The sequence below is a fragment of the Mycobacterium bulgaricum genome, from assembly GCF_041287165.2.
Lineage (GTDB): Bacteria > Actinomycetota > Actinomycetes > Mycobacteriales > Mycobacteriaceae > Mycobacterium > Mycobacterium bulgaricum.
Map to the genome: position 1 here is coordinate 1 of NZ_JBGGKV020000016.1, position 13226 is coordinate 13226.

At 66.8% G+C, this 13226-nt stretch carries 13 protein-coding genes; 5 read left to right on the top strand and 8 right to left on the bottom strand.

The window, feature by feature from the left end:
* Positions 1–399: 399 nt before the first annotated feature.
* Together tyrS and ACAG24_RS26710 are read right to left on the bottom strand one after the other, a co-directional pair.
* Positions 400–1674: a tyrosine--tRNA ligase gene (gene tyrS, locus ACAG24_RS26705; protein WP_370475677.1), complete on the bottom strand. Its 1275-nt coding sequence runs from the start codon at positions 1672–1674 to the stop codon at positions 400–402.
* Positions 1675–1692: 18 nt separating this feature from the next.
* Positions 1693–2313 carry a DNA-3-methyladenine glycosylase gene (locus tag ACAG24_RS26710; protein WP_370475676.1) on the bottom strand — a complete coding sequence of 207 codons (621 nt, stop codon included), beginning with the start codon at positions 2311–2313 and terminating at the stop codon, positions 1693–1695.
* A gap of 50 nt (positions 2314–2363) precedes the next feature.
* Here ACAG24_RS26710 and ACAG24_RS26715 point away from each other — a divergent pair, with 50 nt between their 5' ends.
* Genes ACAG24_RS26715 through ACAG24_RS26725 form a run of 3 tightly spaced genes read left to right on the top strand, consistent with a single transcriptional unit; the run spans position 2364 to position 4521 of the window.
* Positions 2364–3128 carry an ABC transporter ATP-binding protein gene (locus tag ACAG24_RS26715; RefSeq protein ID WP_370475675.1) on the top strand — a complete coding sequence of 255 codons (765 nt, stop codon included), beginning with the start codon at positions 2364–2366 and terminating at the stop codon, positions 3126–3128.
* Positions 3062–3889 carry an ABC transporter permease gene (locus ACAG24_RS26720; RefSeq protein WP_370475674.1) on the top strand — a complete coding sequence of 276 codons (828 nt, stop codon included), beginning with the start codon at positions 3062–3064 and terminating at the stop codon, positions 3887–3889. Before ACAG24_RS26715 ends, ACAG24_RS26720 begins: the two co-directional genes overlap by 67 nt.
* Before the next feature lie 5 nt (positions 3890–3894).
* Positions 3895–4521 carry a TetR/AcrR family transcriptional regulator gene (locus ACAG24_RS26725; RefSeq protein ID WP_370475673.1) on the top strand — a complete coding sequence of 209 codons (627 nt, stop codon included), beginning with the start codon at positions 3895–3897 and terminating at the stop codon, positions 4519–4521.
* Here ACAG24_RS26725 and ACAG24_RS26730 read toward each other — a convergent pair.
* The 3 genes from ACAG24_RS26730 to ACAG24_RS26740 all read right to left on the bottom strand — a co-directional run bounded on the left by ACAG24_RS26730 (position 4512) and on the right by ACAG24_RS26740 (position 8300).
* Positions 4512–4718 carry a Trm112 family protein gene (locus tag ACAG24_RS26730; protein WP_370475672.1) on the bottom strand — a complete coding sequence of 69 codons (207 nt, stop codon included), beginning with the start codon at positions 4716–4718 and terminating at the stop codon, positions 4512–4514. The two genes, ACAG24_RS26725 and ACAG24_RS26730, sit on opposite strands and share 10 nt — an antisense overlap.
* A 4-nt stretch (positions 4719–4722) precedes the next feature.
* The gene (locus tag ACAG24_RS26735; RefSeq protein ID WP_370475671.1) at positions 4723–5259 is read right to left on the bottom strand and encodes a hypothetical protein; all 537 of its coding nucleotides are present in this window, start codon (positions 5257–5259) and stop codon (positions 4723–4725) included.
* A gap of 65 nt (positions 5260–5324) precedes the next feature.
* Positions 5325–8300, bottom strand: coding sequence for an AMP-binding protein (locus ACAG24_RS26740; protein ID WP_445206233.1), 2976 nt, complete (start codon positions 8298–8300; stop codon positions 5325–5327).
* Between the two features lie 113 nt (positions 8301–8413).
* Here ACAG24_RS26740 and ACAG24_RS26745 point away from each other — a divergent pair, with 113 nt between their 5' ends.
* Together ACAG24_RS26745 and ACAG24_RS26750 are read left to right on the top strand one after the other, a co-directional pair.
* Positions 8414–10222 carry an ABC-F family ATP-binding cassette domain-containing protein gene (locus ACAG24_RS26745; RefSeq protein WP_370475669.1) on the top strand — a complete coding sequence of 603 codons (1809 nt, stop codon included), beginning with the start codon at positions 8414–8416 and terminating at the stop codon, positions 10220–10222.
* 42 nt (positions 10223–10264) lie between these two features.
* A complete protein-coding gene (locus tag ACAG24_RS26750) occupies positions 10265–11551 on the top strand; it encodes a hypothetical protein (RefSeq protein ID WP_370475668.1) in 1287 nt (428 codons plus the stop codon).
* On the opposite strand, the gene ACAG24_RS26755 is transcribed toward ACAG24_RS26750, so the two are convergent.
* The 3 genes from ACAG24_RS26755 to ACAG24_RS26765 are packed head-to-tail and all read right to left on the bottom strand — an operon-like array spanning position 11529 to position 13218.
* A complete protein-coding gene (locus tag ACAG24_RS26755) occupies positions 11529–12032 on the bottom strand; it encodes a hypothetical protein (RefSeq protein WP_370475667.1) in 504 nt (167 codons plus the stop codon). The two genes, ACAG24_RS26750 and ACAG24_RS26755, sit on opposite strands and share 23 nt — an antisense overlap.
* Positions 12029–12598, bottom strand: a complete 570-nt coding sequence (locus tag ACAG24_RS26760) for a hypothetical protein (RefSeq protein WP_370475666.1) — start codon at positions 12596–12598, stop codon at positions 12029–12031. Before ACAG24_RS26760 ends, ACAG24_RS26755 begins: the two co-directional genes overlap by 4 nt.
* Positions 12595–13218 carry a hypothetical protein gene (locus ACAG24_RS26765; protein WP_370475665.1) on the bottom strand — a complete coding sequence of 208 codons (624 nt, stop codon included), beginning with the start codon at positions 13216–13218 and terminating at the stop codon, positions 12595–12597. The genes ACAG24_RS26760 and ACAG24_RS26765 overlap by 4 nt, the downstream gene beginning before the upstream one ends.
* Positions 13219–13226: the final 8 nt, after the last annotated feature.

The window sequence follows — 13226 nt, forward strand, 5'->3', positions numbered from 1 at the left end:
CCACAAACGGGAAAATCCGGGGCACGACAAAAACAACAAACAAAAACCACCAAACACACTATTGAGTTCTCAAACAACACACCCAGTCTGACCGCGCAGAGATCCCTCGGCCGAAAGGCCGTGGTCTCTAGTGCGGACAGTCGAGGATACCCGCCGAAGCGGACTTCTCTCTGGAGGCCGCCGCGCTCTCCGGGTTTTGGGCCCGTGTCGCAGCGACTTCGATAAGTTACGTCAGGGATAACTCGGAGTCAAATCGCCTGGTAGAGCGTGTCTTTCGACCCCTACCCGGCGCGCAACCGGCAGGTTGCGTCGACTCGCTTCAAGCTCAACGTCATAGATTCGGGGATTGTTCCCAGACGGCGGAGCCGCCGCCTGACCAGAGCTTTCGCCGTTCGGGTGTCACTCAACGCGTTCGATGCCGGCGATGTTCCGCTTACCGCGACGTAGCACCAGCCACTTCCCATGCAGGAAGTCGGACGTCTGCGGAACCCACGCGTCTGTGGCGATCTTCACGTTGTTGACGTACGCGCCGCCTTCGGAGACGGTTCGGCGGGCGGCGCCCTTGCTGTCGGAGAGCCCACTGGCCACAAGGAGGTCGACGATCGAATCGGGCCCACCCGGCACAAGTTGGGCCACGGATGCCTCGCGGAGCGCCGCGGACAACGTCGACTCGTCGAGAGCGTCGAGCTCTCCGCGGCCGAAAAGCGCTTGGCTCGCATGCTCGACCGACGCCGTCGCCTGTTCTCCGTGGACGAGGTTGGTCAACTCGCGTGCAAGCCGGCGTTGCGCGGCCCTTTCGTGGGGTCGTTCGGCCGTCGCCTGTTCCAGCTCGGCGAGTTCGTCGGCAGACAGGAACGTGAACCACCGCAGATACGGCACCACGTCGGCGTCGGGGGTGTTGATGAAGTACTGGTACCAGGCATAGGGACTGGTCATCTCGGGATCCAGCCAGAGGCTGCCCCCGCCGGTCGACTTCCCGAACTTCTTGCCCTCGGAGTCGGTGACCAAGGGCGTGGTCAGGGCGTGCACCGCGGCGCCCGCCTTCTGCCTGACCAGTCGTACCCCGGCGATGATGTTGCCCCACTGATCGGATCCGCCGATCTGCAACGTGCAGCCGTAGCGCTGGTTGAGTTCGACGAAGTCGTTGGCCTGCAACAGCATGTAGCTGAACTCGGTATAGGAGATGCCTTCGCCCTCAAGTCTGCGGCGTACGGTGTCGCGGTCCAGCATGACGTTGACCGAGAAGTACTTCCCGACATCCCGCAGGAACTCGATGGCCGAAAGCTCGCCTGTCCAGGACAGGTTGTTGGCGACCACCGCGCCCGTCGGTGAGTCGTCGAACTCGACGAAACGTTCCAGTTGGCCGCGGATGCGGCCGGCCCAGTCGGCGACGGTGTCGGCGGTGTTGAGTGTGCGCTCCCCCACATCGCGGGGGTCGCCGATCATCCCCGTCGCCCCTCCGGCGAGCACGATCGGACGATGTCCGGCCCGCTGAAAACGCCGCAGCGTGAGCAGTGGGATCAGGTGGCCGGCGTGCAGGCTCGGCGCGGTCGGATCGAAGCCGGAGTAGACAGTGACCGGCCCGTCGCCGAGCGCCTCCGCCAGCGCGTCGCGATCGGTGGACTGTGCGATCAGCCCGCGCCACTCCAACTCATCGAGGATCGAATCGCCCATGGCGCCGATCTTTCCGTACTAGTCGCTATCGCCTAGAGCCGGTGCCCGCGGGCTGCGCCGGTATGCGGACACCTCGGGGTATCCCGGTAGCCACATGCGCCACGGCCGGTCCGCGGCCTTGCTGACTCCGACGCGCGGACCGGTTTCACCCACGCGCAGCTCCCCCAGCGTGAGCTTTATCTCAGACGATGCGTCGAAAAGGTCGATCCCGTTGTCGTCCATGGTGATTCCGAGTGCCGAGCACAGATTGCCCGGGCCTCGGGCCAGTGACGTCTCCCGCACCGAGGACCCTCGCCGTCCCCACGCCACCTCGAGGCCCACGTCGATGACCGCCGCGCGTAACAGAACTGCACCGGCTACCCCGCCTGTGGCGCACACGACATTCGCGCATACGTGAATGCCGTGGCTTCGATACGTGTAGAGCGTGCCGGGCGGGCCGAACATCACCGAGTTCCGCAGGCCCGGGCCCCGGTAGGAGTGCGCGGCGGCATCCGGCCATGGACCGTCGGCAGGACCGCCGTAGGCCTCGACTTCGACGATCGACGCGGTCACCCCGCGGCCCGTCAACTGCGATCCGAGCAGCAGCCGGGCGGCGCTGAGGGGATCAATCGCCAGGTCAGCTGCTGTCACCGTCGACATCCTACGGATGGCCTTGACAGTCGCCCCGCGGTGCGCGCAGTATTCATCAGATGATGAGTTCATCGAATGATGAATTACCCGGGTCGGCGTCAGAGCCGGCGATCGTCATCGCGAATCTGCAGGTCACCCGTGGGGGCCACCGCGCTCTCGACGATGTGACCGTGCGGGTGGGGGCCGGAACCATCACCGGTCTCCTCGGGCCTTCTGGGTGTGGAAAGACCACACTGATGCGCTGCATCGTCGGCACCCAGATCGTCGACGGCGGAACCGTCACCGTATTGGGCAGCCCGGCCGGCTCCCCCGTCCTGAGGCACCGGGTCGGTTACGTCACTCAGGACGCCACCGTCTATCGCGATCTGTGGGTGGTCGACAACGTGCGCTACTTCGCGGCGCTCTACGGTTGCGGCCCGTCCGACGTCGACGACGCAATCGCGACGGTCGGCCTCGACGACCACCGGAAAGCCTTCGCGGCCAACCTCTCCGGCGGACAGCGCACCCGGGTGTCGCTCGCGTGTGCGTTGGTCGCCCATCCTGACCTGCTCGTGCTCGACGAGCCGACCGTCGGCCTCGACCCCGTTCTGCGCGCCGACCTCTGGGAGCGATTCGACCAGTTGGCCCGGGCAGGCACCACGCTGCTGGTGTCCAGCCACGTGATGGACGAGGCCGACCACTGCGACGATCTGCTGCTCATGCGCGACGGCCGGGTCCTTGCACACACCACGCCGAATCAACTGCGAGAGGACACAGGATGTCAGTCACTCGAGGAAGCATTCCTGTCGATCATCCGGCGCGGCACCGTAGCCCAAACCGCCTAAATCCGCTCAGCCTTAGGGCCTACCTCGCGACCACGACGCGGATCCTGCGTCAACTCGTCGGTGACCACCGCAGCGTCGCGATGATTCTGGTGGCACCGAGCTTGATCATCGCGCTGATGTACTTCATGTTCGTGGACGTACCGACAAGACCCGGTGCCCCATCGCCGTTCGACAACGCGTGCCTGATCATGCTCGGCGTCTTTCCGCTGATCGTGATGTTCCTGATCACCTCGATCACGATGCAGCGCGAACGCGTATCGGGAACGCTGGAGCGGATCCTCACCACACCGCTGCGCCGGCTCGATCTGCTCGCCGCCTACGGAACCGCGTTCTCCGTCGCCGCGGCAGCGCAGGCCAGCCTGGCGTGCCTGGTGTCCTTCTGGCTCCTCGGCCTCGACACCGCGGGAAGTCCTGTGTGGGTGTTCGTCATCGCGATCATCAATGCCGTCCTCGGTGTCGGACTCGGCCTGTTGTGCAGCGCTTTTGCGCGCACCGAATTTCAGGCCGTCCAGTTCATGCCGCTGGTGATCGCCCCGCAGCTGCTGCTCTGCGGCATCATCGTCCCGCGCGCCCACCTACCGGAGTGGCTGCAGTGGATCAGCAACGTGCTACCGGCGAGCTACGCTCTTGAGGCACTTCAGGAAGTCGGCGCGCACGCGGAGCTGACGTCCACCGCCGTGCGCGACATCGCCATCGTCGTCGGGTTCGCGGTGCTGGCACTCGGCCTTGCCGCGGCAACCCTACGGCGAAGGACACCCTAGGTAGATTGACCACCACACCGGACCGCAAGCGGCCGGGTCGGCCGCCCGGCCCCTCGGACACCCGCGATCGAATCCTGTCCTCGGCGCGCGAGTTGTTCTCGCGCAACGGCATCGACAACACGTCGATCCGAGCGATCGCTGCGGAAGCCGGTGTGGACCCCGCTCTGGTGCACCACTACTTCGGCACCAAGACCGAGTTGTTCGCCGCGGCCATCCACATCCCGATCGATCCTTTGACGATTATCGGCCCCCTGCGCGAGATACCGGTCGAGCGGATCGGCTACGTACTTCCGACCTTGCTGCTGCCGATCTGGGATTCCGAGATCGGCAAGGGATTCATCGCGACCTTGCGCTCGATGCTGGGTGGAAGCGCCGCCGACGTCTCGATGGTGCGCTCGTTCCTGCAGGAAGTGATCGCTGTCGAGGTCGGCAGCCGCGTCGACAACCCGCCCGGCACAGGACGGATCCGCGTGCAGTTCGTCGCTTCCCAGCTGGTCGGGATCGTCATGGCGCGCTACATCTTGGAGCTCGAGCCGTTCAAGTCACTGCCGGTGGAGCAGGTGGCCGAGACCGTCGGGCCGAACCTGCAGCGGTATCTGACCGGCGACCTTCCGGGTCTGACTCAGGAGTGACCCGCCGCGGCGACCAGGCGCCGGTGCTCGTCGTCGTCCACGGTGACGGCTTCGTCGATCAGCAGGACGGGGATTCCATCGTCGATCCGGTACTTCCTCTTCAGCCGCGGGTTGTAGAGGAAGTCGTCGACGAGCAGGAGCGGGCCGCGATCTTCGGGACAGACGAGGATCGCGAGCAGAGTTTCGTCCAGGGCCATCCGGTCAGCGGCCGGGCATCGGGAAGATGGTTCCGCCATCCTGCTGCATCGGGTTGCCCGGGCCCCAGTTCGGGCCCATGCCCCCACCGGGGCTGCCCGGGGTGGCGACCGGCGGTGCGCCACCGCTCTGGGCCGGCATCTGATTGGCGCCCTGCGCCATCACCTTGCGCTGGTAGACGAGCGTCGCGTTCAGCGCGTCGATGAGCGGCTTCTGGTTCGGGCGGTCGTCGAGGGCGGCGGCCAGCGCCTGCGTGTTGCCGAACGACGGCCGGATGCCGCGGGCGCGCAGAGTCATCACCTGTTCGATCAACTTCGACACCTGGCCACCGCTGCTGCCCGTCTGGTACTCGTTCGAAATCATCGCGAGGATCTGATCGGGGTTGATGCGGGGTGCCGGCGGCTCTTCCTTCTGCGTCGTCGGCTGCGCCGAGGCAATCGGGGATACGCCGTTGACCAGCCCGAAAGCGAGTGCGGCACCCAGCAGTGCTCCCGAAGCCGCGCGGGGCAGCGACAGGCCTTTGGTGCTGTTCTGCGACGTCATCGAGATCCTCCAGCGCGTTGGGACGGCCGACCCGGCGAGCGTAACAGTGCACCGCGAGGCGGGCATCACTGCTGACTGCCCGCGATCTCGCTGCGCACGGCAACGGTCAACCGCTTGTACCGATGGGTATCGGGGTCGAGGTACCAGGCGTTACGCGAGGCCTTCGGTATCCCTGCTTTCTGCAGTGGACCGGCCAGCGGCCGGAATGTGGCCGTCAGCGTCATGTCGGGAACCACATGCACGATGTCGGGCGCATTGCCCACCGGAAGATCGGTCAGTGCCTCGGAGAGATCTGCCGAAGGAACGCTGCCGCCAGGTCGAAGAGCCAGAGCCGTGACCGCCAGGGTGTGCCCGTCGGCCTCCACGCCGTAGGTCACCGCCATGTCCACGGCCCCGAGCCTGCCGACCGCATCGTTGACCGTTGCGGCGAAAACCGGCCCGCGGGCGGTGTGGATCACGGCGTTGCGGGTGTCGACCAACCAGTAGTCGCCGTCCTCGTCGCGGCGGAACAGGTACTCCGTGGACACCCATGTGTCGGCAGGCGCGAATACACCACGTTTGACCGAGGCGAGCGGATCGACCGGCCCGCGCGGATGGGCAAGCAGGACACCGACTTCACCGACCTCGGCGCGGCGGACGAAACCGCGCTCGTCTTCGAGGATCAGGTTGTCCTCCGGGTCGTAGGCGGCCAGCGCGATCTCCCCGCCGCCGGGGAGCGGCCTGCCCTTGCTGCCGATCTTGGCGCCTTTGACGTTGGCCAGTACCGCCTGCCCGTCGGTGGTCGCGAAGAACTCGACGACGTTGGCTGGAGCGAACACGTCGACGACGCGCTCCCACAATCCCGCGGGCATCCCCGACCCGATGAACAGACGAACCGGGTGACTTCCGTTGAGTGAGAACGCCGGATCGTCGATGACCTGGCGCAGCATCGTCCAGGTGTAGGACACCACGGTGACGCCGTACTGCCTGATCTCCTGGACGAAGCGGTCCGGACGGAGTTCGCGCGAGAGCGCGATGCGGGCGCCGCCGACGACGGCTCCGCCGAGGCTGACGAGCAGGCCGGACTGATGATGCAGCGGTGTCAGGCAGTACACGGTGTCGCTGCGGCTGAGGTTGGCCGCCGAGGCGGTCCCGAACGCCGACAGCGCCCACCGGTAGTTCGTGATCTGCCGGGCGACGAGTTCGCCGCTGATCGTGCTGAATCCGATGAACGCCAGGTCGCGCGCAAGACCGGGGTTGGGCCGGTACCAGCCGGGCAGTTCGACGTTATCCGGATTGATCTGTTCCATGTCGATCACGGACGCGACGTCGCCATCCTCGTCCAGATGCAGGTCGCGCGCCTCGCCACCGCCGAGCACGAGCACCCTGGTGTTCAACGTGCGCGCCACGTCGAGGTTGCTCGGGTCGGCGATGATCTCGGTGACCCCACCGAGCCTGGCCGCCTCTTTCAGGTCGGCATCCGGCGGCATCAGCACGGCCACCGCGCCGAGGCGTGACAGCGCCGCGATGGCGACCAGCGCGCTGGGGCGGGTCTCCATCAAGAGGCCCACGCGAGCCCCCTGCCGCACGCCGACCTCGATCAGACCTCGGACGACGTTGTTGACACGGCGGTCGACGGCCTCGTAGGTGTGCACCCGGCCGTCGAAAAGCAGCGCCTCGCCGTGCGGCAGGTCGCGAGCCTGCTCGGACATGATCCGCCCCAACGAGATACGGGTGTGATCGTTGACCTGGCCGAGGCGTGCCAGGCGCGGCAGGGTCCTCGCGGTCTCGATGGCCAGGGTGCGGGCGGATCTGTTCGCGGCCACCAGCGCATCGGCGGCGGACTTGGCCAGACTCAGCGCCATCTCCGTCGCGGCGGCCGTGCTGTGCGCCACACGCGAGGCCAGTGAGACACCGCTCTCGGTAGGTTCCGCGGGTTGCAGGGCCATCGGGGTGACGCCGTCGGGCATCGATCCGCCGCCGTCGAGCCAGCGCACCCAGTCGGCAACCGCCGGCCACGTCTGCGTCGCCGCTTTGGAGCCGACGACGAGACCGAAATGGCCTGCGCGAATGAGGAACTCGTACACGTCGGCTTTCGGGGCCGCCCGCTTGATACCGCGGACCGACGCCGGCTGACCGATGTCGTCGACCTCACCGATGACCGCCAGCACCGGACAGTCGATGTCGGAGAGCGTGACGAGGTCGCCGTGGATCGAGAACCCGCCGGTCATCATCCGGTTGTGCGCGATGAACTGCTTGAGCAGCTCGGAGATCGCCGGGCCCGACCAGGCGATCCAGCCTTCTGAGGCGAGGAAGCGACGCTGCTGCTCGCGGGGCAGCAGCGCCTCGCGATCGTGCAGCTGCCGCAGGAAGTCGACCCGCGACTGCGCGGTCTTGATCGGGTCGAGCATCTGAAAACCGGTGCGCGCCAGCCATCCCGGAATATCGATCCTGCTGAACACGTGGTCGGCCATGAAGTCGGCGGCAGCGGGCGCCAGGCTGGCAGGCAGATTCATCGGGAGCGCAGCGAGAGTGTCGACGGGTGAGCCGAAGCCAACGATGCTCGCAAGGTCCTTGGACCGGCGGTAGGCCGCGGTCTGGTAGGCGAACATGCCGCCCTGCGAGTATCCCGCGAGGTGGACGTCGCGGCCCGTGACCTTCTTGACGGTGTCGATGGCCTCACTCAGCGCGACGACGTGGTCCGCGAGATTGCGCTGCATCCCACCCTCGACCTTGTCGGGTGAACCGAAGTCGATCACCCACGGATCGATGCCGGCCTTGTGCAGGATGCCGACCGCCCCTTCGTCGCGGGTCACATCCCACATGTCGGCCGACATCATCATCGGGTGCACCATCAGCACGGGCGGGCCCGCCGGTTTGGCGCCCGGCCGGGTGTCGGGTGGGAAGTACCGGCGCAGCCGGTACATCGGAACGCTCTCGATGATCTGGAACGGCGATGGCACCGCGCCGGTCTCGAGTCCGCCGTAGCGCAGGACTTCCAGACCGTTCTGCGCTGTGGCAACCAACCGTCCCACAGGCCGTGTGATCGCCGAGAGGTCCACCACTGCGCGCTCCCCTCTTTGCTGTCGTACCGCGGAATCGTCGACGTCATGATGGCACAGGCGCGATTGCCGGTTTCTGGTAATCAGCGTGGGCACACTAGTCTCGGCGGGCGATGGCACACCTGCTCGGGGGCGAGAACCTCCACCTGGAGTACCCGACCGGGGTCGTGTTCGACGCTGTCACCGTCGGTCTCAGCGACGGCGACCGAATCGGCATCGTCGGCCGCAACGGGGACGGCAAGTCGACGCTGATGGGCTTGCTCACCGGCCAGATCACGCCACATGCCGGACGGGTGACGCGCCGGGGAGGCCTGCGGGTCGGGGCTCTGGACCAGAAGGACACGCTCGATCCCGACCGCACGGTGGGCTGGTCTCTGGTCGGCGACCGAGCCGACCACGAGTGGGCCGGCGATCCACGGATCCGCGACGTGATCGGCGGACTGGTCGCCGACATCGCATTCGACACAATGATCGGCACACTCTCGGGTGGGCAGCGGCGGCGCGTGCAGTTGGCCGCGCTGCTGATCGACGACTGGGATGTCGTCGCGCTCGACGAGCCCACCAACCACCTCGACATCCAGGGCATCACGTGGCTTGCGGCGCACATCAAGCAGCGATGGGCGCCGGGATCGGGTGGCCTGTTGCTCGTGACCCACGATCGCTGGTTCCTCGACGAGGTCGCGACGACGACGTGGGAGGTCCATCCCGGTGCACGCGGAACGCTGGGCAGCGTTGTCGAACCCTTCGAAGGCGGTTACGCCGCGTATGTGCTTCAGCGGGTCGAACGCGACCGCCAGGCCGCCGCGGTGGAGGCCAAGCGCCAGAATCTGATGCGCAAAGAGCTGGCGTGGCTGCGTCGGGGCGCACCGGCGAGAACGTCGAAACCGAAATTCCGCATCGATGCCGCCAACGCGCTGATCTCCAATGTTCCGCCGCTGCGCAACAGTGTCGAGCTGTCCCGGGCCGCGATGGCGCGCCTCGGCAAGGACGTCATCGACCTGCTCGACATCTCGGTCACCTACTCCAGCGCCACTGGTGAGCGAGAAGTGTTGCGCGACATCGAATGGCGTATCGCGCCCGGCGAGCGCACAGGCATTCTCGGCGCCAACGGTGCGGGAAAATCGACGCTGCTCGGTCTCATCGCGGGCACGGTGACGCCGACGGCCGGTCGGGTGAAACGCGGCAAGACGGTGCAGCTGGCCGTGCTGGACCAGGAGTCGCGCGAGCTTGAGCCGTTGTCGGGCGACATGGTCCGCGAGGTGCTCGGACGTCTGCAGACCAGCTACCAGATCGACGGCAAGGACGTCACGCCGGCGCAACTGCTTGAGCGGCTCGGCTTTCCGCGGGAACACCTTTCGGCACGCGTCGGTGAACTGTCCGGAGGCCAGCGGCGTCGACTCCAGCTGATGCTCGTCCTGTTGTCGGAGCCGAACGTGTTGGTGCTGGACGAACCGACCAACGATGTCGACACCGACATGCTCACGGCCACCGAAGATCTGCTGGACTCCTGGCCGGGGACCCTGATCGTGGTCTCCCACGACCGCTATCTGCTCGAGCGCGTCACCGACCAGCAGTACGCGATCCTCGACGGCCGGCTGCGGCATCTGCCCGGCGGGGTCGACGAATACCTGCGGCTGGCGGAGAAACGACCCGAAGCGCCGGCACAGCAGAACAAGCCGGCCGCCTCGGCAGCACCGTCCGGTGCCGAATTACGCGCCATCGAAAAGGAGATCGCCTCCATCGATCGGTCGCTGACGAAGCTCGCCGAGCGTATCGGCGCCAAGCACGACGAGATGGCCGCTCACGACCAGTCCGACCATGTCGGGCTGGGCCGTCTCACGGGCGAGTTGCGGGATCTGGAAAAGCAAGTGGCCGAACAGGAGTCACGCTGGATGGAGCTCTCGGAACGCCTCGAGGGCTAGCCTATACGCTGATCGCAGGACTGTTGAGGGGGTGGCCCGCGAATGACGTACCTGCTGCGGCCGTTCGTGCTGTGCCTTCGCTACTGGCCGCAACTGGCCGCGTGTTACCTGCTCGGGCTTCTCGGCCGCCGGGGCGCCATCGAACTGGCCGCCTGGGCCGGGTGGGACAACGACGTCTGGGCGTCGCTGATCATGCCGCTGGCCGGTATGGCCCGCCTCGGGTCCTATGTCGCCATGTTCTTCATCCTCCGGCAAGCCATCCCCGCCCTCGCCGCGCTGCCGTCGCGGTCGGCACGCGGCGTCGATGTGTTCTCGACGGTCATCGTGCCGTTCTTCGCGATCTACCTCGCGTGGAAGATGTTCGCGGAGGACTGGATCGCGTTCGAGGCGCAAGCCCTCGACTACCGCATCGGCGACGCGATGATGACGCCCGGTGAGGTCGAACTGCATCCGGAGACCCTGCCGGTCAGCAATCTCACGTGGGCGCTGATCTTCACCGCGCTCGCCGCGCGGTCCGTGCTCAGCCGATTCAAGGACCGCCTGCCGGGCTGGATGATCGCGGTCCGCGTCTACGTGGACGCGCTCTGGGTGTTCCTGGGCGTGAGCTTTGCTGCCAGCAAGGACCTGACGTTCATCCTCAACCCCACCGGATGGCTGTCGGAGCGCCGGATCGTCGTGTGGTTCAGCGAAACCCGTGCCGATCTGTTCTCCCATCTGCGGCCGCTCGAGGTCATGTGGGACACCGTCACGTGGGCGGTGTCGACCGTCTTCGGCGGCGCCACGATCCCGCTGTTGTGGCTGGCGGTCGCGGCCATCGTCTACGGGGTCACGATGCCTGACGACTGGAGAAGCGCGGCCCGCCGCGTCGCGGGGCAGAGAGCCGACTGGGTCTTCGAACGCGCCGCGGCCAGGCAGAAGCGGGTGCGGGAACGGTGGTCACAACTGCCGGACGTCCGCCGTGACGAAGCACGCGACTGGATGCTGTCACGACTGGGTAACTACCGCACCATCACCGACGCGGCGAGGCTCATCCTGCACGGCGGGGTGCTGGCACTGTCTCTCTATGTACTGGGCTATCTCGGCCTTGCCTGGTTGGACATGGCGGGCAGCTTCTATCGGCCCGAGATGCGTACCGGATATCTGTTCCGTGGCGCGGCATCGGTCATCGGGCCGCACCCGAAGGCGTTCTGGGACTGGGCGCAACCGGCGATGGTCTTCGCCTCACATCTGATCATCGAGCCGCTGCGGGTGTGCCTGATCGCTTCGACCGTCGCCTACTGCGTGGAAAATGTTCGCCCGAAGGACATTACAGAAGCAACCGCGCCGTGATCTCGTCGTCGTGGGTGATGTCGACCGCAGTGGGCACGGCGTCCGACGGCACCACGAAGCCGAACTGGATGCGGCCGGGCTCGTGGCACAGCGACTGCATGCCGTCCGGAGGGATGGGTGTGAAGCCGCCGACCCCCTCGGCGTCCCACCGTCGCTTTCCGTCGGTCAGGACCGCGTCGCACATCCCCGGAAGGGCCGTCCCCGACCAGTCGACCACGATCACGGTCAACACCGTTCCCGATGGGAGCGGCGGCCCGAAGTTGAGCGGACTTCTGTTGGAATATCGGATGGATTCGATCTTCCAGGTCTGCCCGTCCGACGTGCCGCTCTCGCCGTCGGGCACCACCAGCTGGGGCGTGTAGGTGTTCCGATAGGACGACCAGTACGGCCCGAAGTCGATGGCGATGTAGGCGCCGACGGCACACACGACCACGACCGCGCCGACAACGTTGCGCTGCCACAGCGCCGAGAGCCTGGTCATCGCGCACTGACCTCGCTTTCGACGAGCTCCACCTCATCGGTTCTGGTGACCGCGGGGTCACCGGCCGGTATCTCGATGACCAGCCGCGAGTCCAGGATCGTGCTGCCTGCCCAGACCCGCAACAACATCGGGTCAGCTGCCTCCGGTGCGACCAGCGGCGGGGCCACGTCGAACACCCAGCTGCCGCGCTCGGTCATCCCCGGGGAGATCTCGTTGCCGAGGGTGTCGAGGAAGAATCGGTCCGACGGAGCGTACGTGTTGGGGCCGACGACCAGATCGGCGCGCGGCAGTTCGGTCGCGCCGCGGGCCTCCAGTGTGACGTCCGCGACGACCCAGATGCCCGCCGCCTCCACCGAATTCACCTGCGGTGCAATGCGTACCGATGTGACGGTGGCCGTGATCGCGCGGCCCTCGACCGGTCCGTCCGGGCGACCGCGGACTTCGAACGGCCCGTAGACGTCGGTCGGGGTCGGAAGGTTGTGCCACACGAGCGCAGCTGCCGCGATCACGACGACGGCGGCGATCGGCGACCACGCGGCTTTCAGTCGATCCTTCGGTGCGCTCACTTTTTCGGCGCTCCCACCACGAGCTGCGTCACACCGTAGTCGTCGGTGTCGAGCCATTCCTTGCCGCCGTAGGTGACCATCAACTGCCGGAACGCCTTTTTCCACACCCGGATCGAGATGACGCTGTCGGCTTTGAGGACATCCGCCGGAAGGTTCCAGAGGAACACGAGTTGTTCGGTCAGCCCCGGACCCAGGTTGGTGATCGCCGAGCTGTCCCGGAAACGGTAGACGCCGTAGAACTCCGCCGCCGGTACGTCGCGCAGGTCGAGTTGGTCACGCAGCGTCCCCGGCTGCGTGCTGTCGTTACGCAAGGTCGCCACCACGCCCAGGTACATCCGACCCGGCTTTGCGGGGGCGACGACGCGCCCGCCGCCTTCGATCTTCACGAGGAGCCTCGCCCGTTCGACGGTGACCATGAACTGCCCGTCGTTGAACTCTTCGCCGGGCGCGAACGCGGTGGCCCCGGTGTCGACACGGTCCAGGCCGCCGAACAGGGCGGCGACCGCCAGGATCGCGACCACGGCCGCCTTCCACACTTGGCTCACCCTGCGTTGGGCGAGAAACTGCCGCGCGCGGGCCCTCCGGCCGGCGGCCGCCGGCTCGGCAGGCTGGGTGTCCATACCGGTGG

Excerpts from the sequence above, each read along its gene's own strand:
- ACAG24_RS26715 (WP_370475675.1), top strand. The coding sequence starts at position 2,364 with ATGATGAGTTCATCGAATGATGAATTACCCGGGTCGGCGTCAGAGCCG.
- ACAG24_RS26755 (WP_370475667.1), bottom strand. The coding sequence starts at position 12,032 with ATGACCAGGCTCTCGGCGCTGTGGCAGCGCAACGTTGTCGGCGCGGTC.
- ACAG24_RS26735 (WP_370475671.1), bottom strand. The coding sequence starts at position 5,259 with ATGACGTCGCAGAACAGCACCAAAGGCCTGTCGCTGCCCCGCGCGGCT.
- ACAG24_RS26710 (WP_370475676.1), bottom strand. The coding sequence starts at position 2,313 with ATGTCGACGGTGACAGCAGCTGACCTGGCGATTGATCCCCTCAGCGCC.
- ACAG24_RS26765 (WP_370475665.1), bottom strand. The coding sequence starts at position 13,218 with ATGGACACCCAGCCTGCCGAGCCGGCGGCCGCCGGCCGGAGGGCCCGC.
- ACAG24_RS26730 (WP_370475672.1), bottom strand. The coding sequence starts at position 4,718 with ATGGCCCTGGACGAAACTCTGCTCGCGATCCTCGTCTGTCCCGAAGAT.
- ACAG24_RS26720 (WP_370475674.1), top strand. The coding sequence starts at position 3,062 with ATGTCAGTCACTCGAGGAAGCATTCCTGTCGATCATCCGGCGCGGCAC.
- ACAG24_RS26745 (WP_370475669.1), top strand. The coding sequence starts at position 8,414 with ATGGCACACCTGCTCGGGGGCGAGAACCTCCACCTGGAGTACCCGACC.
- tyrS (WP_370475677.1), bottom strand. The coding sequence starts at position 1,674 with ATGGGCGATTCGATCCTCGATGAGTTGGAGTGGCGCGGGCTGATCGCA.
- ACAG24_RS26750 (WP_370475668.1), top strand. The coding sequence starts at position 10,265 with ATGACGTACCTGCTGCGGCCGTTCGTGCTGTGCCTTCGCTACTGGCCG.